This window comes from Falsiroseomonas oryzae (assembly GCF_027856955.1).
In the GTDB taxonomy this organism is placed as follows: domain Bacteria; phylum Pseudomonadota; class Alphaproteobacteria; order Acetobacterales; family Acetobacteraceae; genus Falsiroseomonas; species Falsiroseomonas oryzae.
In genome coordinates, this window is record NZ_JAPSMD010000074.1 from 1 (window position 1) to 17,498 (window position 17,498).

19 protein-coding genes and 1 pseudogene are annotated in these 17,498 nt (G+C 71.2%); 14 read left to right on the forward strand and 6 right to left on the reverse strand.

Translation table 11 applies throughout. From position 1 onward, the window contains the following. Window positions 1-91: 91 nt before the first annotated feature. Window positions 92-1,231 (reverse strand): flagellin, encoded by a 1,140-nt coding sequence (locus OZN99_RS10170; RefSeq protein ID WP_270935100.1) that lies wholly within the window; start codon window positions 1,229-1,231, stop codon window positions 92-94. A gap of 253 nt (window positions 1,232-1,484) precedes the next feature. Here OZN99_RS10170 and OZN99_RS10175 point away from each other — a divergent pair, with 253 nt between their 5' ends. Together OZN99_RS10175 and OZN99_RS10180 are read left to right on the forward strand one after the other, a co-directional pair. After that, window positions 1,485-2,540: an AbrB family transcriptional regulator gene (locus tag OZN99_RS10175; protein WP_270935101.1), complete on the forward strand. Its 1,056-nt coding sequence runs from the start codon at window positions 1,485-1,487 to the stop codon at window positions 2,538-2,540. 97 nt (window positions 2,541-2,637) lie between these two features. Next, window positions 2,638-3,690, forward strand: coding sequence for a class I SAM-dependent methyltransferase (locus OZN99_RS10180; protein WP_270935102.1), 1,053 nt, complete (start codon window positions 2,638-2,640; stop codon window positions 3,688-3,690). Window positions 3,691-3,715: 25 nt separating this feature from the next. On the opposite strand, the gene OZN99_RS10185 is transcribed toward OZN99_RS10180, so the two are convergent. Next, complete coding sequence (locus tag OZN99_RS10185) at window positions 3,716-3,868, reverse strand: hypothetical protein (RefSeq protein WP_270935103.1); 153 nt, start codon at window positions 3,866-3,868, stop codon at window positions 3,716-3,718. A 162-nt stretch (window positions 3,869-4,030) separates the two neighbouring features. On the opposite strand from OZN99_RS10185, the gene sdhC reads away from it, so the two are divergent. The 4 genes from sdhC (at window position 4,031) to OZN99_RS10205 (ending at window position 7,561) form a co-directional block, all read left to right on the forward strand. Beyond that, the gene (gene sdhC / locus OZN99_RS10190) at window positions 4,031-4,465 is read left to right on the forward strand and encodes a succinate dehydrogenase, cytochrome b556 subunit (RefSeq protein ID WP_333779730.1); all 435 of its coding nucleotides are present in this window, start codon (window positions 4,031-4,033) and stop codon (window positions 4,463-4,465) included. Window positions 4,466-4,475: 10 nt separating this feature from the next. Continuing rightward, window positions 4,476-4,886, forward strand: a complete 411-nt coding sequence (sdhD, locus tag OZN99_RS10195) for a succinate dehydrogenase, hydrophobic membrane anchor protein (protein ID WP_270935105.1) — start codon at window positions 4,476-4,478, stop codon at window positions 4,884-4,886. 73 nt (window positions 4,887-4,959) lie between these two features. Further along, on the forward strand, window positions 4,960-6,771 hold the full coding sequence (gene sdhA, locus OZN99_RS10200) for a succinate dehydrogenase flavoprotein subunit (protein WP_270935106.1): 1,812 nt from the start codon (window positions 4,960-4,962) through the stop codon (window positions 6,769-6,771). A 7-nt stretch (window positions 6,772-6,778) separates the two neighbouring features. Continuing rightward, entirely contained in the window at window positions 6,779-7,561 is a 783-nt protein-coding gene (locus tag OZN99_RS10205) for a succinate dehydrogenase iron-sulfur subunit (protein ID WP_270935107.1), read from the forward strand. Between the two features lie 9 nt (window positions 7,562-7,570). Here the strand turns inward: OZN99_RS10205 and OZN99_RS10210 are convergent, their stop codons facing one another. Then, window positions 7,571-8,164, reverse strand: coding sequence for a DUF938 domain-containing protein (locus OZN99_RS10210; protein WP_270935108.1), 594 nt, complete (start codon window positions 8,162-8,164; stop codon window positions 7,571-7,573). 133 nt (window positions 8,165-8,297) lie between these two features. On the opposite strand from OZN99_RS10210, the gene OZN99_RS10215 reads away from it, so the two are divergent. Both OZN99_RS10215 and OZN99_RS10220 read left to right on the forward strand, forming a co-directional pair. Next, a complete protein-coding gene (locus OZN99_RS10215) occupies window positions 8,298-9,512 on the forward strand; it encodes a PQQ-dependent sugar dehydrogenase (protein ID WP_270935109.1) in 1,215 nt (404 codons plus the stop codon). Beyond that, entirely contained in the window at window positions 9,509-10,099 is a 591-nt protein-coding gene (locus OZN99_RS10220) for a c-type cytochrome (RefSeq protein ID WP_270935110.1), read from the forward strand. The genes OZN99_RS10215 and OZN99_RS10220 overlap by 4 nt, the downstream gene beginning before the upstream one ends. 147 nt (window positions 10,100-10,246) lie before the next feature. Here the strand turns inward: OZN99_RS10220 and OZN99_RS10225 are convergent, their stop codons facing one another. Next, on the reverse strand, window positions 10,247-11,167 hold the full coding sequence (locus OZN99_RS10225) for a hypothetical protein (protein WP_270935111.1): 921 nt from the start codon (window positions 11,165-11,167) through the stop codon (window positions 10,247-10,249). 177 nt (window positions 11,168-11,344) lie between these two features. Here OZN99_RS10225 and OZN99_RS10230 point away from each other — a divergent pair, with 177 nt between their 5' ends. From OZN99_RS10230 to OZN99_RS10240, 3 genes are read left to right on the forward strand one after another with little or no spacing between them, the layout of a single operon-like run. After that, the gene (locus tag OZN99_RS10230) at window positions 11,345-12,253 is read left to right on the forward strand and encodes a sulfite exporter TauE/SafE family protein (protein ID WP_270935112.1); all 909 of its coding nucleotides are present in this window, start codon (window positions 11,345-11,347) and stop codon (window positions 12,251-12,253) included. Then, window positions 12,250-13,014 (forward strand): TIGR02186 family protein, encoded by a 765-nt coding sequence (locus tag OZN99_RS10235; protein ID WP_270935113.1) that lies wholly within the window; start codon window positions 12,250-12,252, stop codon window positions 13,012-13,014. The genes OZN99_RS10230 and OZN99_RS10235 overlap by 4 nt, the downstream gene beginning before the upstream one ends. Then, window positions 13,014-13,508 carry a universal stress protein gene (locus OZN99_RS10240; protein ID WP_270935114.1) on the forward strand — a complete coding sequence of 165 codons (495 nt, stop codon included), beginning with the start codon at window positions 13,014-13,016 and terminating at the stop codon, window positions 13,506-13,508. The genes OZN99_RS10235 and OZN99_RS10240 overlap by 1 nt, the downstream gene beginning before the upstream one ends. A 33-nt stretch (window positions 13,509-13,541) precedes the next feature. Here the strand turns inward: OZN99_RS10240 and OZN99_RS10245 are convergent, their stop codons facing one another. Continuing rightward, on the reverse strand, window positions 13,542-14,567 hold the full coding sequence (locus tag OZN99_RS10245) for a Bug family tripartite tricarboxylate transporter substrate binding protein (RefSeq protein WP_270935115.1): 1,026 nt from the start codon (window positions 14,565-14,567) through the stop codon (window positions 13,542-13,544). Between the two features lie 143 nt (window positions 14,568-14,710). Here OZN99_RS10245 and OZN99_RS10250 point away from each other — a divergent pair, with 143 nt between their 5' ends. Together OZN99_RS10250 and OZN99_RS10255 are read left to right on the forward strand one after the other, a co-directional pair. Continuing rightward, a complete protein-coding gene (locus OZN99_RS10250; RefSeq protein ID WP_270935116.1) occupies window positions 14,711-15,277 on the forward strand; it encodes a NifU family protein in 567 nt (188 codons plus the stop codon). A gap of 129 nt (window positions 15,278-15,406) precedes the next feature. After that, window positions 15,407-16,006, forward strand: a complete 600-nt coding sequence (locus tag OZN99_RS10255; RefSeq protein ID WP_270935117.1) for a malonic semialdehyde reductase — start codon at window positions 15,407-15,409, stop codon at window positions 16,004-16,006. A gap of 169 nt (window positions 16,007-16,175) precedes the next feature. Here the strand turns inward: OZN99_RS10255 and OZN99_RS10260 are convergent, their stop codons facing one another. Further along, the gene (locus OZN99_RS10260; RefSeq protein ID WP_270935118.1) at window positions 16,176-16,901 is read right to left on the reverse strand and encodes a response regulator transcription factor; all 726 of its coding nucleotides are present in this window, start codon (window positions 16,899-16,901) and stop codon (window positions 16,176-16,178) included. Between the two features lie 304 nt (window positions 16,902-17,205). Here OZN99_RS10260 and OZN99_RS10265 point away from each other — a divergent pair. Further along, window positions 17,206-17,498 (forward strand): annotated as a pseudogene (locus tag OZN99_RS10265) (GTP cyclohydrolase II); the annotation flags it as partial.

Below are 17,498 nucleotides of genomic sequence, written 5' to 3' on the forward strand. Positions count from 1 at the left end.
GTTCCCCGCCTACCGCGCGCCGGCGCCGCGCGGCGTGCTGGCGGTGTGAGGCCCGCCGCCGCGCCTGCGCCGGCGGCGGGCCCGCCCTGCGTCAGCGGAACAGGTTGAGCAGCGACTGGCTCTGCTGGTTCGCGATGGACAGCGACTGCGTCGCCAGCTGCTGTCGCGTCTGCAGGCTGGTCAATCGCGCGCTCTCCTCGGCCAGGTCGGCATCCACCAGCGCGCCCAGGCCTTCCCGCAGGCTGTCGCGCAGCTGCGTGCTGAAGTCGCGCAGCCCCTCCATCTGCTGCACGGCCGCACCGATCCGCGCCAGGATGCGCCCCGCCGTGTCGATCGCGCCGTCCACGCGCTGGATTGCGCCCTGCGCGCCGCCGATCTGCGTGACCGTCGCGCCGGTCACCGCGGTCAGGCCGTTGCCACCGCTGCCGGCATTCGTCGCGTTGCTGATGATGATGTTGCCGTTGTTGTCGAAGCCGGCATTGATGCCGTCCTGCGCCATCGCCTGGATCAGCGAGCCGAGGACGTTCAGCGGCGACTGGGTGGCGGTGAACTCGACGGCGCGCACGATGGTGTTCGGCCCGGCTGAACCGGCCAGCGAGGCGTTGTTGTTGAATTCGTAGACGAAGGTCGTGGTGCCGACCGTCACTGAGAAGCCGGCGCCGTCGGAGATGGCCAGGGAGCTGTCGAAGGAGATCTGCCGTGCGCCCTGCGTGACGGTCAGCCCCGCCAGGTTCAGGCCGCCGGCGGAGGAGCGCATGTCCGAGGATGCGACCTGCGTCGTGCTGCCGGTGATGTCGCGCAGCACCTGCAGCGTGCCGGTGTTGCTGTTGATCAGGTTCACGCCGTTGAAGTTGGCGGAGTTGGCGAAGGCGTCGATGTTCGACAGCGAGGACGTGATCTGGTTGTTCATCGTCGTCGCATCCAGGCCCTGCTGCTGGCCCTGGGTGATGGTCTGCTTCAGGCGGCCCAGCTCGTTGCTGATCCGCGTCGCGGCGTCGCGCGCGACGGAGAGCGAGGCCCGGCCGAAGCTCTGGCTGTCCATCACGGCGCTGAGGCCGTTGAGGTCGGCGCGCATGCGCTGGGCGATGGTGAAAACGGCGGGGTCGTGGTTGGCCTGGCTGATGCGCAGCCCGGTCTCGATGCGCTGCTGCGTGCGCCCCATGTCGCCCGAGATGGTGTTGAGCGACCGCACGGCGGCCATCGCCGCCACATTGGTGTTGATCGAGGACATGCCTGGAGTTCCCGGCTTCCGGTTCCGCGGCGGAAGTGAGCGTCCTGCCGCCCGGCCGCGGTGCCCTGCGCGAGTCGGCGCGGGCGTGGTGGCCGCGCGCTCTGCCCGGCCCCGGCGCTCAACCTGGGGCACAATCCCTAATGAAGCGTAAGCGCGGCATGTTGCGCATGCGGTGTGCGCCGGTGGCGGGCCGCATGGCCGGTTTGACGCTGGCCGATCAAGGCCCGAGACTGTGCCGGGAGATCCTCCCCCCTTGCCCGTCCTTCCCACCCTCGCCCGGCTGCGTCCTGTCGCCCTGACCGCCGTCGCCGCCGTGCTCGGCGGCGGGGTGTTCTGGCTGCTGCACATCCCGCTGGCCTGGATGCTCGGCGCTATGGCGGCCACCGCGGCGATGGCCTGGCACGAGCGGGCCGAGGTGCTGCGACCGACGCGCCCGGCGGCCATGATCGTGCTGGGGCTCGGCCTTGGGCAGACCTTCACCGCGCCGGTCATGGCCGCCGTGGGTTTGGCGCTGCCCTGGCTCGTGCTGGCCGCGGTGCTCTCGATCCTGGTTGGCGCGCTCGCGGCCCGGGTTTTTGCGCGGCTGGCGGGGACCGACCTGCAGACCGGCTACTACGCCTCGGTCCCCGGCGGCGTGGTGGTGATGGCGGTGCTGGCGCAGCGCGCGGGCCTGCCGGTGGCGCCGGTCACGCTGGCGCAGACCATCCGCGTGATGATCGTGGTTGTGGTCGTGCCGCCGCTGGTGACGTGGCTGGCGTCGCGCGGCGATGCCGGCGCCTTCCTGGCGGAGCGGCCCGAGGTCCATGCCGGCGGGCTCGCCGTGCTGGTGGCGGGCGGGGTGCTGGCGGCGCTGGCGCTGTCGCGCACCGGCATCGCCAATCCCTGGATGTTCGGCCCCTGTGCGCTGGTGATCGTGCTGTCCTATGCCGGCGTGCTGCCTTCCGGCGTGCCGGGCTGGATGGTGGATGCGGCGCAGGTCGGCATGGGGATGTCGCTGGGCCAGCGGGTCAGCAAGGGCTTCATCCTGTCTTCCCGGCGGCTGGCGCTGGCGTCCGCGCTGACGACGCTGCTGCTGATCGCGGTGATGGCGATGATGGCGCTGGGGCTGGCCTGGGTGTCGGGGTTGCCGGCCGCTGCGGTCGTGCTCGGGATGGCGCCGGGCGGCATGCCGGAGATGTCCATCACGGCGAAGGCGCTGGAGGTCGGGGTGCCGCTGGTGCTGGGGTTCCACCTCGTGCGGACGCTGTTCTGCAACCTGTTCGTGACCGCGGCCTGGCGGTTGGCCGTCAGGGTCGGCCTGGCGCGCTGACGGCCGCGGCCGGATGCGGCCCGCGGCGTTGTGCGGGAGGCGCAACAACGCATGGACGCCGCGCCGCGCAACCCCTAGTAGAGCGGCCGACCCTTCGATGGCTCGGACGGCGATGCAGCAGGATTGGCTGGTGGACGCGGCGGCACCCCGCGAGGCGGAGGCCCATGCCGCGCAGGAAGAGGTGCGATGCCTGTGCGGCGCCGGCTCCGACAGCGCCGTGCTGACCGCACAGGACCCGGAGGCGCGCGGGATCTGGACCTATCGCCGCTGTGCGGCCTGCGGGCTGGAGCGCCTCTCGCCGCGGCCGCACATCGAGCACATGGGGCAGCACTACCCCGACGACTACTCGCCCTATTGCGACCCCGCGCCGCAGACCGCGTCGCGTGCCGACCGGCTCAAGCGGCTGGCCTACGAGACGTTCTTCGCGCTTCCCGAGGAGCGGTCCGACACCGCGCGCCGCTACCGTCCTCTCCTGAGGCTGGCGCTCTGGCCGCTGCGGAACCACTCGGTCCTGTCCTTCCACCCGCCCGCGACACGGCGCGTATTCGAGCTGGGTGCCGGCTCGGGCGCGGACCTGCTGGAGTTCCGCGCGGCCGGCTGGGAGGTCCTGGGCTGCGAGCCTTCGGCGGTGGGCTGCGCGGCCGCGGCGCGGCATGGGATCACGCTGCAGCAGACCACGGCGGAGGCGGCCGAACTGCCGGACGGCCTGTCCTGCGTCTACATGAACAACGTCTTCGAGCATCTGCACGACCCGCCCGCCGTGCTGGCGAAGGCGCGCGCGAGCCTGGTGCCGGGCGGGCTGGTGGTGCTGGTGGTGCCGAACCACGCCTCCTGGGCGGCGCGGCTCTTCGGCCGCACCTGGCCGGGCTACGATCCGCCGCGGCACATCTGGGGCTTCACGCCCGAGTCGGTCCGTGGCGTGCTGGAACGCGCGGGGTTCGAGGCGGTGTCGGTGGTGCAGAAGTATCCGCTCTCCACCTTCTGCTGGCATGCCGGGATCGACGGCTACCGGGTGGACGAGGTGCCGAACCGGCGTGCGCGGCAGGTCCTGGCGCGTGTGCTGGGGCGTGGCGTCATCCTGGGCGGCATGCTCGCCGCCGCCTTCGGCAGCGCCGACTTCATGCGGGTCGTCGCCCGCAAGCCGGGCTGAGCCGGCGCGAGCCTGCCCGGCGCCGTCAGAACAGCAGCCGCAGCAGCGTCGCCAGGGCGGCGCCGCCGGTCAGCAGCTTGTGCACGAGGTCGAACAGCCGCGCGGCGCCGCCGCGGCGGCGTGGCGCCGGCCTGCGCGAGGCTGGAGGCGACGGCGGGGGCGGCGCGCAATGGGGCATGCGACGCAGGATATCATTCCTATTCGTGCTGCCATGCACACAGCTCCGTGCAGCCCCTGCGTTGACGCTCTGGCGCACTGCACCATAAAGGTAGCTCAGAGGAAGGCGCGCGCACCGAAGATAACGTGCGCGTCATGATGGAGCGGCGACGGCATGTCGACCATGCAGGATTCACGCGAAGCGACCATGGTCGGTCGCCGCTCGGATGGGACGCTGATCCGCCGCCCGTTGTCGCCCCATCTGCAGGTGTACGATATGCTGCAGATGACCAGCGCGCTGTCGATCTCGCACCGCATCACCGGCGTGGCCTGGGTGGCCGGGGTGCTGGTGATGACCTGGTGGCTGGTGGCGGCCGCGGCCGGGCCCTCTGCCTTCGACGCGGTGCAGTGGTTCCTCGGCTCCTTCCTCGGCATCCTGCTGCTGATGGGCGTCACCGCCGCGGCGTGGTTCCACACGCTGGCGGGCATCCGCCACCTGGCCTGGGACGCCGGCTGGGGGTACGACATCCCGACCGTCTACAAGACCGGCCGCGCGGTGCTGATCGGCACCGCCGTGCTGACGGCGCTCACCTGGCTCATGCTGCTGATCTCCTGGTGAGGCCCTGACGATGTCGCACACCACTTCCGGCCAGGCACCCCGCCAGGCGCAGCTGCGCAGCCCGCTCGGCCGCGTGCGCGGCATGGGCTCCGCCAAGTCCGGCGCGCATCACTGGTGGATGCAGCGCGTCACCTCCATCGCGCTGCTGCCGCTGACGATCTGGTTCGTCCTGTCGCTGGCGACGAATGCCGGCATGACGCATGGCGAGGTCCTGCTGTGGATCGGCAGCCCGCTGAACGCCGTGCTGCTGCTGGCGCTGATCGGGCTGACCTTCCACCACACGGCGTCCGGCCTGCAGGTGATCATCGAGGACTATGCGAACTCGGAATGGGTGAAGATCGCCTCGATCCTGGCCGTGAAAGCGGTGTGCTGGCTGCTCGGCATCGCCGCCGCGCTCGCGGTGCTGCGCATTGCGGTCTGAGGCGCAAGGCCCAAATTCCTAACCTGACCGGCGGGGCCCTATCCCGGGCCTGGCCAGACCAACGGACGGCACGATGAACGCCATCAGCAAGCCCTCGCGGGGCGCGTATCGGATCGTGGACCACACCTACGACGTGGTGGTGGTCGGCGCCGGCGGTGCGGGACTGCGCGCCACCTTCGGGATGGGCGCGGCGGGGCTGAAGACGGCCTGCGTCACCAAGGTCTTCCCGACCCGCTCCCACACCGTCGCCGCGCAGGGCGGCGTCGGCGCGGCGCTCGGTAACATGGGCGAGGATGACTGGCGCTGGCACATGTACGACACCGTGAAGGGGTCGGACTGGCTCGGCGACCAGGACGCCATCGAATACATGTGCCGCGAGGCCATCCCGGCGGTGATCGAGCTGGAGCATTACGGCGTGCCGTTCAGCCGCACCGAGGACGGGCGCATCTACCAGCGCCCCTTCGGCGGCCACATGCAGCACTACGGCAAGACGCCGGCGATGCGCGCCTGCGCCGCGGCCGACCGCACCGGCCATGCCATCCTGCACACGCTCTACCAGCAGAGCCTGAAGCATGGCTGCGAGTTCTTCGTGGAGTATTTCGCCACCGACCTCATCATGGACGACGAGGGCGCCTGCCGCGGCGTGATGGCTTGGTGCCTGGAGGATGGCTCGCTCCACCGCTTCCGCGCCCAGACCGTGGTGCTGGCCACCGGTGGCTACGGACGCGCCTATCTCTCCTGCACTTCCGCGCATACCTGCACGGGCGATGGCAACGCGATGGCGCTGCGCGCCGGCCTGCCGCTGCAGGACCAGGAATTCGTGCAGTTCCACCCGACCGGCATCTACGGCGCCGGCTGCCTGATCACCGAGGGCGCGCGCGGCGAGGGCGGCTACCTGACGAACTCCGAGGGCGAGCGCTTCATGGAGCGCTACGCGCCGACCGCGAAGGACCTGGCCAGCCGCGACGTCGTCAGCCGCGCCATGTCGGTGGAGATCCGCGAGGGCCGCGGCGTGGGTCCGCACAAGGACCACATCCTGCTGCACCTGGAGCATCTGGGCGCCGAGCTGCTGAACGAGCGGCTGCCCGGCATCTCCGAGACGGCGAAGATCTTCGCCGGCGTGGACGTCACGAAGGAGCCGATCCCGATCCTGCCGACCGTCCACTACAACATGGGCGGCATCCCCACGAACATCCACACCGAGGTCCTGCGCCCGACGAAGGACAACGAGGATGCCGTGGTCCCCGGGCTGATGGCGGTGGGCGAGGCAGCCTGCGTCAGCGTGCACGGCGCGAACCGGCTCGGCACCAACTCCCTGCTCGACCTGGTGGTGTTCGGGCGCGCCGCGGCCCATCGCGCGGCCGAGACAATCAAGCCGGGCGCGTCCCAGGCGCCGCTGCCGGCCGGCGCTGGCGAGGCTTCGCTCGATCGCTTCGACCGCATCCGCAATGCGAAGGGCGGCACGCCGACCAGCGAGCTGCGGGTGCAGATGCAGCGCGCGATGCAGACCCATGCCGCCGTCTTCCGCTCCTCCGACAGCCTGAAGGAGGGCGTGGAGAAGATGCGCAAGATCTGGGGCGGGATGGAGGACCTGAAGGTCGCCGACCGCAGCCTGATCTGGAACAGCGACCTGATGGAGGCGCTGGAGCTGGACAACCTGCTGGGCAACGCGATGACGACGATCGTCAGCGCCGAGGCCCGCAAGGAAAGCCGCGGCGCCCACGCGCAGGAGGACTTCCCCGAGCGCGACGACGCGAACTGGATGAAGCACTCGCTGGCCTGGTGCGACGCGGACGGCACCGTCCGGCTCGACTACCGCGGGGTGAAGATGCGGACCCTCACCAACGAGGTGCAGGTCTTCCCGCCCAAGGCGCGGGTGTACTGAGGGAACCATGGCCACCTTCACGCTTCCCAAGAACAGCACGATCACCGAGGGCAAGCGCCATGGCGCGCCCTCGGGCGCGAAGAACGTCAAGGCGTTCCGGATCTACCGCTGGGATCCCGACAGCGGCGAGAACCCGCGCACCGACACCTACGAGATCGACCTCGACAAGTGCGGCCCCATGGTCCTGGACGCGCTGATCAAGATCAAGAACGAGGTGGACTCCACGCTGACCTTCCGGCGGTCCTGCCGGGAAGGCATCTGCGGTTCCTGCTCGATGAACATCGACGGGCTGAACACGCTGGCCTGCCTCAAGCCGATCGAGGACGTGAAGGGCGACGTGAAGATCAGCCCGCTGCCGCACATGCCGGTGGTGAAGGACCTGGTCCCCGACCTGTCGCAGATCTACGCGCAGCTGCGCAGCGTGGAGCCCTGGCTGAAGTCCGACACGCCGCCGCCGCCCGATGCCGAGCGGCTGCAGTCCAAGGACGAGCGGGCGAAGCTGGACGGGCTGTGGGAGTGCATCCTGTGCTTCTGCTGCACCACCGCCTGCCCGTCCTATTGGTGGAACGGCGACCGCTACCTCGGCCCCGCGGTGCTGCTGCAGGCCTATCGCTGGATCGCCGACAGCCGCGACGAGGCGCAGGGCGAGCGGCTGGATGCGCTCGAGGATCCGTTCAAGCTGTATCGCTGCCACACCATCATGAACTGCGCCCGGACGTGTCCGAAGGGGCTGAACCCCGCGCAGGCGATCGGCGAGATCAAGCAGCTTCTGGCGGCGCGGCACGGATAGGCGCCGCGGCTATCTCCGCCGCAGCACCAGCGTGACGTTGTTGGCCGGCATTTCCGTGACGGACGGCGCCGTGAACTCCGTCGCCGTCGCCGCCAGATCTTCCAGCCGCCGCAGCCCCCAGTCCGGGTTCCGCGCCTTGAGGCTGGCGTCGAAGTCGAGGTTGCTCGGCGCCGTCGACACGCCGTCGCGGATCCAGGGGCCGTAGAGCACCAGGGGCGCGCCCGGCTGCAGGATGCGCGCGGCGCCGCGCAGCAGGCCCAGCGTCGCGGACCAGGGCGAGATATGCGCCATGTTGATGCAGAGCACGGCGTCGGCGCGCACCACGCCCCACTCCACCGCCGCGGCGTCCAGGGCCAGGGCCGGACGGACATTCGACAGCGTCGCGCACCAGGCATCGCAGCTTGCCCGTGCCTCCGGCGACGGGTCGCTCGGCTGGAATGTCAGGGCCGGCAGTGCGGCGGCCAAATGCGCGCAGTGCTCGCCGGAGCCGCTGGCGACTTCGAGTAGAAGACCCGATGCGGGCAGCACGCCGCGCAGCACGGCCAGGATGGCGTCGCGGTTGCGTGCGACGGCCGGGGCGTAGAGGCGCGGATCGTCGGTCATTCCGGCATCTCCGCGGCGCGAGGGGCGAAGGTCAAGCGGCGCCGGGCCGCCCGAGGTTGAACCGGCCTGCGAAGTTGCGCATGCTGGCGTGGGCCGGGGCCATGCATGCCTTTCGGCCAGGGAGAGAAACGACATGCTCCGTCGCACACTCGCGGCCGGCGTCTTCGCCGCGCTCAGCGCCCTTCCCGCTTTCGCGCAGCAGCCTGCCCCGGTTCCCGGCTGGGCCGTGGGCCGGCCGGAGGGATCGACCCTTGCCCCGCACGCGCCGCGGCTGACCGTCACGCCGCCCGACCAGGTGCCGGTCGGATCCATCCGTCTGCCGGCCGGCTTCCAGGCCGAGCTCTTCGCCCATGGCATGCCCGGCGTGCGCACCATGGTGGAAGGGCCGAACGGCACGATCTTCGCTGGCACCCGCGTCATCGGGCGCGTCTACGCGATCAGCCGCAACCCGGACGGGACGACGCGGACGCGCGTCATCGCGCAGGGCCTGAGCCAGCCGAACGGCCTGGTGATGATCGGCAACAGCCTCTACGTCCTCGCCGTGAACCGGGTGCTGCGCTACGACAACATCGAGGCGAACCTGGACAACGTGCCGCAGCCGGTGGACCTCACCGCCGCCTTCGGCTTGCCGACGGAACAGGACCACGGCGGCAACCACCACTGGAAGTTCGCCACGCTCGGCCCGGACGGCCGAATCTATACGAACATCGGCGTGAACTGCAACGTGTGCAACACCGACCGCGAGGTGTTCGCCACGCTGGTCTCCTTCAATCCGGATGGCAGCGGGCGGCGCATCGAGGCGCGCGGCGTGCGCAACAGCGTCGGCATGGCGCATCATCCCGTGACGCGCGAGCTCTGGGCCACCAACCATGGCCGCGACTGGGTGGGCGACGACAACCCGAACGACACGCTGATCCGCGTCCGCCGCGCCGGCGAGGACCATGGCTTCCCCTATTGCGTCGGCAACTGGGCGGACCCGCAGTTCAACGCCGGGCGCAACTGCTCGGAATTCGCGCAGCCGGCGGCGCTGCTCGGCCCGCATGTCGCAGCGCTGGGGATGCGCTTCTACACCGGCACCATGTTCCCGGAGCAGTACCGCAACCAGATCTTCATCGCGCGCCGCGGCTCCTGGAACCGCGCCCGCCTCTCGGGCTATGACGTCGTCGTGGCGCATCTCGACGCGCAGGGCAATGTGACGCGCCTGGAGGAGTTCATGACCGGCTTCCGCGACGACGCCAACCAGCGCTTCCTGGACCGTCCGGCGGATGTGCACGTGCTGCGCGACGGATCGCTGCTGGTTTCCGGCGAGCAGATGGGCGCGATCTACCGCATCACCTATCGCCGGTGAGGGTGCTGAGACTGCTGGCGGCGGCCCTGCTGGCCGCCGCCCTTCCCGGGGCCGCGTTCGCGCAGGATGCGCGGCGCGGCGCCGATCTCGCCGCCCATCTCTGCGTGAACTGCCACGGTGCGGATGGGCGCAGCCAGACCCAGGGCGTTCCCTCGCTGGCCGGGCAGCAGACCGAGTTCATCACCCTCCAGCTGATCCTGTTCCGCGAAGGCATCCGCCAAGTGCCGGCGATGACGCCCTTTGCCGCGAACCTGCCGGACCGCGACATCGAGGACCTGGCGGCGTTCTTCGCCAGCCTGCCGGCCGGCCCACCCGACGACCGCGAGCCGCGTGATGCGGCTCGCTTCGCGGCCGGCCAGGCGCTGAGCGGACCGCGGAACTGCGCCGTCTGCCACATGCCGAACTATGCCGGCCGCAACCAGGTGCCCCGCCTGACCGGTCAGCGGGAGGATTTCCTGGCGCAGACGCTGAAGGACTACCGCGACGGGCGCCGGATCGGCGCGGACCCGCAGATGAACGGCGCGGTCGCCGGCCTCAGCGATGCCGACCTGATCGCGCTGGCCCACTACCTGGCGCAGCACGACTAGCCCGCGATCGCCCTGAGTGTGCACACCGAAGGTGGGCACGGCGAAGGGCGTGAATCGCCGGGCCAGAGAAGCGAGACCGGCGTAGCCCTGAACACAGTCAGCGCTACGCCGGTCTAGGTCCAGAGGGGGGCTCAGCGCCCCCCTCCATCATGCGTAGGCGACGTGCGTGCGGCGCGTGCCGATGCGGGCGCCGAGCACGGCAGCCACCGCGCCCAGGATCATCGCCGCGAAGATCCAGTAGGCGCCGACGGCCGCGGCCTCGGCCGCCGCCTCGCCGGCCTGCCGCGCCCGGGTCTCGGCTTCCCGCGCCAGGTCGCGTGCCTGGGTCTCGAGCTGGCCGATCCGGTTGTTCGCCTCCTCTGCCGGCACGCCGTACTCGGCCGCGACCAGCTGCGAGAGGCGCTCCCGCTGGTTGCCCAGGAAGCCGCCCTGGCGCACGCGCTGGCCCAGGATCTGCGTCATCTCGGCCCGTCGCTGGTCGGAGCTCATCGCGGCCGCATCGCCGCCAGTGGCCAGGCCGCTCTGCAGCCGCTCGACCAGCGCCTCGGGGTCGAGGTTGCCGGCGACCTGCGGCGCGACCGCCTGCGCCGCCTGGCCGATGGCCTGGCCGGCGCCCTGGACCGTGCCGCCGATCATGGCCGAGGCGCCGCGGAAGGCGGTGTTCGCCGTGCCCGCCACGATGTTCCCAAGCAGCACGGCGGACAGCAGGTAGCCGATCGCCCAGACGGAGAGGCCGTGCAGCACGCCGTCGGTGTCGTCCGCCGTGCCGGAGAGGCGTGCCGCCACCCAGCCGCCGATGCCGAGTCCGATCAGGTTCGCCACCAGCAGCCAGATGCCGCCCACCATGCCGAGCAGGCTGCCGCTGGGCGATTCGCCCGGTATCGCCGGATCCACCGTGGTGGCGCCGATCGCCAGGCCGAGGACGTTGAGCATGGCGCCGACCGCCACGGCGACCACGCCGCCGGCCAGCACGGCGCCCCAGGAGATGCGGGGCGGCAAGGCCGGCGCGCCTTCCGGCACGGCGGTCGCCGCAAGTGGTGTCTCGGCAGTCGCGACCCTGGTCTGCATGGCTGGGCTCCCTCAACCTTGTCAGGATGTTGCACGGCCAACGCGCCCTGCCGCCGCGGGTTCGTGTGGCCAGACTGCCATCGGCGCGGGTTTCTTCCTGCGACTGCTTGCGGCGTGTCCGCTTCGGGTGCATCCCGCCGCATTCCCGCCACCTGGACGTGGAAGACCCGGACTGCGATGCAGGTCTATCTGCCGATCGCCGAGATGTCGGTGGATGCCCTGCTGCTGTTGGGCATCGGCTTCGGCGTGGGCTGGCTTTCCGGGCTGTTCGGTGTCGGCGGCGGCTTCCTGCTGACGCCGCTGCTGATCCTCATCGGCATTCCCTCTGCCGTCGCGGTCGGCTCGGGCGCGAACCAGACGCTGGGCGCCTCGGTCTCCGGGCTGATCGCGCAGTGGCGGCGCGGCAACGTGGACGTGCGGATGGGCGCGGTGCTGCTGATCGGCGGCTTCGTGGGCTCGGCCGCCGGCGTGCAGCTCTTCGCCTGGCTCCGACGCGCCGGCCAGGTCGATCTGGCGGTCGCCGTCTTCTACGTGGTCGTGCTGGGCACCGTGGGCGCGCTGATGGTGCGCGAGAGCCTCGGTGCCATCCTGCGACGACGCAAGGCGAAGGCGGCGCGGCTGCACGAGCACCTGTGGATCCACGGCCTGCCGCTGAAGGTGCGGTTCCGCAAGTCGCGGCTCTACATCTCCGTCATCCCGCCGCTGCTGATCGGCTTCTTCATCGGCCTGCTCTCAGCGGTGATGGGCGTGGGCGGCGGCTTCATGCTTGTGCCGGCCATGATCTACCTGCTTGGCATGCCGACCTCCGTCGTCATCGGCACCTCGCTGTTCCAGGTGGTCTTCGTCACGGCGAACGTCACCTTCCTCCAGGCCGTGCAGGTCGGCAGCGTGGACATCGTGCTGACCATGCTCCTGCTGGCCGGCGGCGTGGCCGGCGCGCAGTTCGGCGCGGCGATGGGCACGAGGCTGCGCGGCGAGGAGACGCGCGCGCTGCTCGGCGCGCTGGTGCTTGCGGTGGCCGGTGCGCTGCTGTGGGACCTGCTGCGCGTGCCGGAGCAGCTGTTCGTCATCGGTCCGGCCCCGTGATCGCGGCGCTGCGCCTGGCTTGGCTGCTGGCGGTGCTCATGCTGGGGCTGCCGGCCGGTGCGCAGGCGCAGCCAGCGGCGGCGCCGCCGCTGGCCGCCGAGCTCTCGACGCGCCGGATCGAGGTCACCACGGCCTTCACCGGCGGCGAGATCGTGGTGTTCGGCGCCACGGAGCGGCTGATCCATGCCGGCGGCGACGAGGTCGTGGTGCTGGCGACCGGGCCGGAGTCCTCGCTGGTCGTGCGGCAGAAGGTCGAGGTGCTGGGCTTCTGGATCAACGGGCCCGCCGCCCGCTTCAACCGGATCCCGTCCTACTGGGCACTGGCCGCCACGAGGCCGGTGGAGGACATGCTGGCGCCGCTGGAACGGGCGGAGCTTCGCCTGGGGCTCGACCTGCTGCCCTTGCCGCAGCTGGGCGCGCGCGGGCCGCAGTTCCGGGACGCGCTGCGGGAGCTGAAGCAGGAGCAGGGGCTCTGGGTGGACCAGGTCCGCCCGGTGGAGGTGGCGGGCGGGCGGCTGTTCCATGCCCGTCTGCCCGTGCCCTCCACTGTCGCCACGGGCGACTACCGCGTGCAGATCCTGCTGGTGCGCGATGGCCGGCCGGTGGCGCGGCAGGAACTGACGATCCAGGTCGCGCGTGTGGGAAGCGCCGCGCAGATCGCCGATGTCGCACGCGATCTGCCGGTGCTGTATGGCGTGGCCTGCATCCTGCTGGCCGCCTTTGCCGGCTGGCTCGGCAGCGTGCTGTTCCGGAGGGGCTGATGGGCGAGTCGCAGGCAGCGGCACAGGCCAGGCGGGACCGGGTCTTCCTCGTGGTCGTGGACGACAGCACGGAGCGGCGGGTCGCGCTGCGCTATGCCTGCCTCCGCGCGCGCAAGAGCGGCGGCCGCGTCGCCCTGCTGCGGGTGATCGAGCCGGCGGGCCAGGTGGAATGGGCAGGCGTGGGCGCCATGCTGGCGGAGGAGCGCCGGCAGGAGGCGGAGAAGCTGCTCTCGGGCCTGGCCGCCGAGGTGAACGAGCTGACCGGCGGCATCCCCATCCTGCTGATCCGCGAGGGCGAGCCCCGCGACGAGCTGCTGGCCCTGCTGGAGGAGGACCCGCGCATCTCGATCCTGGTGCTGGCCGCGGCCGCCGGCGGGTCGGGCCCGGGCCCGCTGATCTCGGCATTGGCCGGGCGCTACGCGGCCAAGCTGGCGGTGCCGATGACCATCGTCCCGGGCGACCTGAGCGAGGAGGAGCTGGAGCGCGTCACCTGATGCCCGCCCGCGTGCGGGGCGCCGGCGCGCGGCCTACGGCGCGCGGATGCCGGCGCTGCGGATCGCCGGGATCCAGACGGCCCGTTCCGCCGCGTAGAAGGCGTCCACGTCTGCCGGGGACATGGCCCGGCCGATCGGCTCGCTGCCCATGGCTTCCAGCCGGTCGCGCAACCCGGCCCGCGCGAGCAGGGCGGTGAGTTGGGCGTTCAGGCTTGCGGCGATCGGATCCGGCAGCCCGGACGGTGCGGCGATGGAATTCCAGGTCCCGCCGGTGAAGCCAGGCAGCCCGGCCTCCGACAGCGTCGGGATGTCGGGCGCCGACGGCAGCCGGCGCTCGGCGGCGATGCCGAGGATGCGCAGCCGGCCGGCCCGGTGGTGCGGCAGGGCGGTGACGGCGGCGTCGAACATGAAGGTCAGGCGCCCGGCCATCAGGTCGGTCAAGGCCAGGGCACTCGACTGGTAGGGCACATGGACGAGGTCGCCACGGGCGATCTCGGCTGCCAGCGCGAAGCGGGCGCCGACCACGTGGGTCGTCGTGCCGGCCGGGCCGGATCCGTACTGCGTCGGCCCGTGCTCCATCCGCATGCGGCCCAGGAAGGCGGGCAGGTCCGGCTCGCCGGCCATCGGCACGCAGAGCGCCATGGGGACGCGGTTGACGAAGGCGATGCCCCGGATCGCCCGCTCGACATCGACCGGCAGGCTGTCGAACAGCGCCGGGTTCATGACGAGCTGCGACACGGTGCCGAAGAGCAGCGTTTCGCCGTCCGGGGCGGCGCGGGCCACGGCCTCGACGGCGAGGCTGCCGGCGGCGGCGGGCTGGTTCTCGACCAGCACGCGGCGACCGAGCGAGGGCTCCCATGCGGCAGCGAGCAGGCGGGCGACGACGTCGGCATTGGCACCCGCGGCGGAGGCGACGACAAGCCGGAGCGGCCGGTCCTGTGCGTGCGCGCCTCTGGGCGCGGCCAGGCCGAACAGGGCGGCGGCAAGCAGGCCCCGTCGCCCGGGGGAGACGGGCAGCAGCAGCGGCTGGGTGCGTGGCGGGGGTGGAATCGTCGTCATCTGTCGGGCCTCCGATGCAGCACATATGCGACTGCGAGTCATTCGCATCAAGTCCACACCCATCCGCAACGAGCGTTGCGCGGCACCCCAAAACGGACCACATAAGTCTTCTATCGACAGCCAGCCCGCGGACAGAGAAGAGAATGTTCATCGAGACGGAAGGCACCCCGAACCCGGCCACCCTGAAGTTCCTGCCCGGACGGGACGTGATGGGCGGGCGGGGCACCGCGGATTTCACCGCCGTGGCGGAAGCCGACGGGCGCAGCCCGCTGGCTGCGCGCATCTTCGGCGTGGGCGACGTCGCCCGGGTCTTCCTGGGCAATGACTTCGTCACCGTCACCAAGACCGAGGACGCGGACTGGCAGCAGCTCCGCGCCCGCGTCCTGAGCGCCATCATGGAGCACTACCTGGCCGGCCTGCCGGTGATGGAAGGGCAGGACGAGGCCGCGGACGACGAGGACTTCGCCCCCGAGGACGGCGAGATCGTCGCGCAGATCAAGGAGCTGCTGGACACCCGCGTGCGCCCGGCCGTCGCGGGCGATGGCGGCGACATCGTCTTCCGCGGCTTCCGCGAGGGCGTGGTCCGGCTGCACCTGCAGGGCGCCTGCAGCGGCTGCCCGTCCTCCCGCGCGACGCTGAAGCACGGGGTCGAGACGATGCTTCGGCACTACGTGCCGGAAGTGGTCCGGGTGGAGCAGGTGGAGGCCTGAGCCGGGCAACCGCCGAACCACGGTATCATTCACGGGGGTGATGAAGGTCATCCGGGCAGGCCGGTCTGGCCGCCTGGGGCGGGTGGGACCATCTGCGGTGGCAGCCGCAACCGCCGGAAGGTCTTCCCGATGCTCTCCGATCCCTCAACCCTCGACGACAAGGCCCTCGACCTGCTGTTCCGCGAGGCGCGGACGCAGAACAAGTGGCAGGACCGGCGCGTGCCGGATTCCAAGCTCGAGGAGGTGTACAACCTCCTGAAGTTCGCCCCGACATCCGCGAATTCCTCGCCGGCGCGCTTCGTCTTCGTCCGCACCGCGGAAGGCAAGGCGAAGCTGAAGGAGGCGCTGTCGCCGGGCAATGTCGAGAAGACGATGACCGCGCCGGTCACGGTGATTGTCGCGCACGACACCGCCTTCTACGACAAGCTGCCCTTCCTGTTCCCGCACGCCGATGCGCGGTCCTGGTTCACCGGCAATGCGGCCTTCGCGGAGCAGACCGCCTTCCGCAACGGCACGCTGCAGGGCGCCTACCTGATGCTGGCGGCGCGCTCCGTCGGGCTGGATGTCGGGGCGATGAGTGGCTTCGATGCGGCGAAGCTCGACGAGCTGTTCTTCGCCGGCACGACCTGGAAGTCGAACTTCCTGGTCAACCTGGGTTATGGCGATCCGGCCGGCCTGTTCCCCCGTAGCCCGCGCCTGTCCTTCGACGAGGCCTGCCGGCTGGAATAGGGGCTGTCAGCTCAGTGCCGGGCTCCCCTGTCGCGCGACCGAGGGTGGCGCTGGCGAGGCAGGTGGCGCGCTGTCCTCGCACCCCTACCCCGACCAGCCTTCGGCGCCGGGGCCCGGTGGCCCCGGCCCCCCCCGAGCGGGGGAGTGCGGACCCGGCAGGTTGACGCGACTAGGCTGCCTGCTGGGTTGCCCGACCCGCATGCGGATCGAGGCGGTAGCCGCCGCCCTCGGTCAGCAGCAGCCGGGCCTGGGACGGATCCGGCTCGATCTTCTGGCGCAGGCGGTAGATGTGCGTCTCCAGCGTGTGCGTGGTGACGGCGCTGTTGTAGCCCCACACCTCGTTCAGCAGGATCTGCCGCCCGACCGGGCGCCCGCCCGCGCGGTAGAGGTACTTCAGGATCGCCGCCTCCTTCTCGGTCAGGCGGATCTTGCGGTTCCGCGCGACCTCCAGCAGCAGCTTCGCCGAGGGGCGGAAGGTGTACGGCCCGACGGTGAACACCGCGTCCTCGCTGTTGTCGAAGACGCGCAGCTGCGCGCGCAGCCGCGCGGTCAGCTCCGACACCCGGAAGGGTTTCGGGATGTAGTCGTTGGCGCCGCTGTCGAGCCCGCGGATGATGTCCTGCTCGGCGTCCGCGCCGGTCAGCATCAGGATCGGCATCCGGAGACCTTGCCGACGCAGACGCGCGCAGAGCTCGCGCCCGTCGCCGTCGGGCAATCCGATGTCGAGGATGACGGCGTCGTAGCGCGCATCCTCCGCGCCGAGCCGCGCCAGAGCCTCGGCGGCGGTTCCCGCCTGCTCAGGCGCGAATTCACCGTCGTGCGCAAGTTGTTCGCAGAGCGACTCGCGCAGCGCTTCGTCGTCCTCCACGACGAGGATCGGTCGAGGGCCGGCCATGTTTGCTCCCGCTGCTGTGGCAGCGCCGTAGCGCCACCGTGACGTCAGGGTTTCACGCAAGGTTGCCGCGCCTCTCGCGGATGCGACGGAACGACTTGCCTGTAGATAGAGAGTGCATCACCGCTCACGAACGGAGCAAGCCTTGTCGCACCTCCGGCACGATCACCAGCGCTTGACGGGCCGGAATGTTTTTATCCCCGCATGCCCCTCCCAAACGCCTTGCGCACGCCACATTGGGCCGCGTCAATGGCGACGCCAGCACGGAAGCCGACAGATGAGAGCCACGGGACACTTCCCGTCACAGATGCGCGAGGATAGCGCGGCACCGGATGGCGCCGCCAGCGCGTTGCGGGCGGTGCATCGCGCCGCCTCCGAACTCCGCCGCGGAACACCCGTCCTGCTGCGCGGCACCGAGGGCGCCCTGCTCGTCGCGGCGGCGGAGACGGTGTCCGCCCAGGGCCTGTCCGCCATCGCCGGCGGGTCGCGTGCCCCTGCCGTGCTGTTGCTGGCGCCGGTGCGCGCTGCGGCCGTACTGCAGCGGCCGGTGCCGCAGGCCGGCCCGGGCAGCTTGACGGAGCCGGCGGCGGTGGCCCTGCG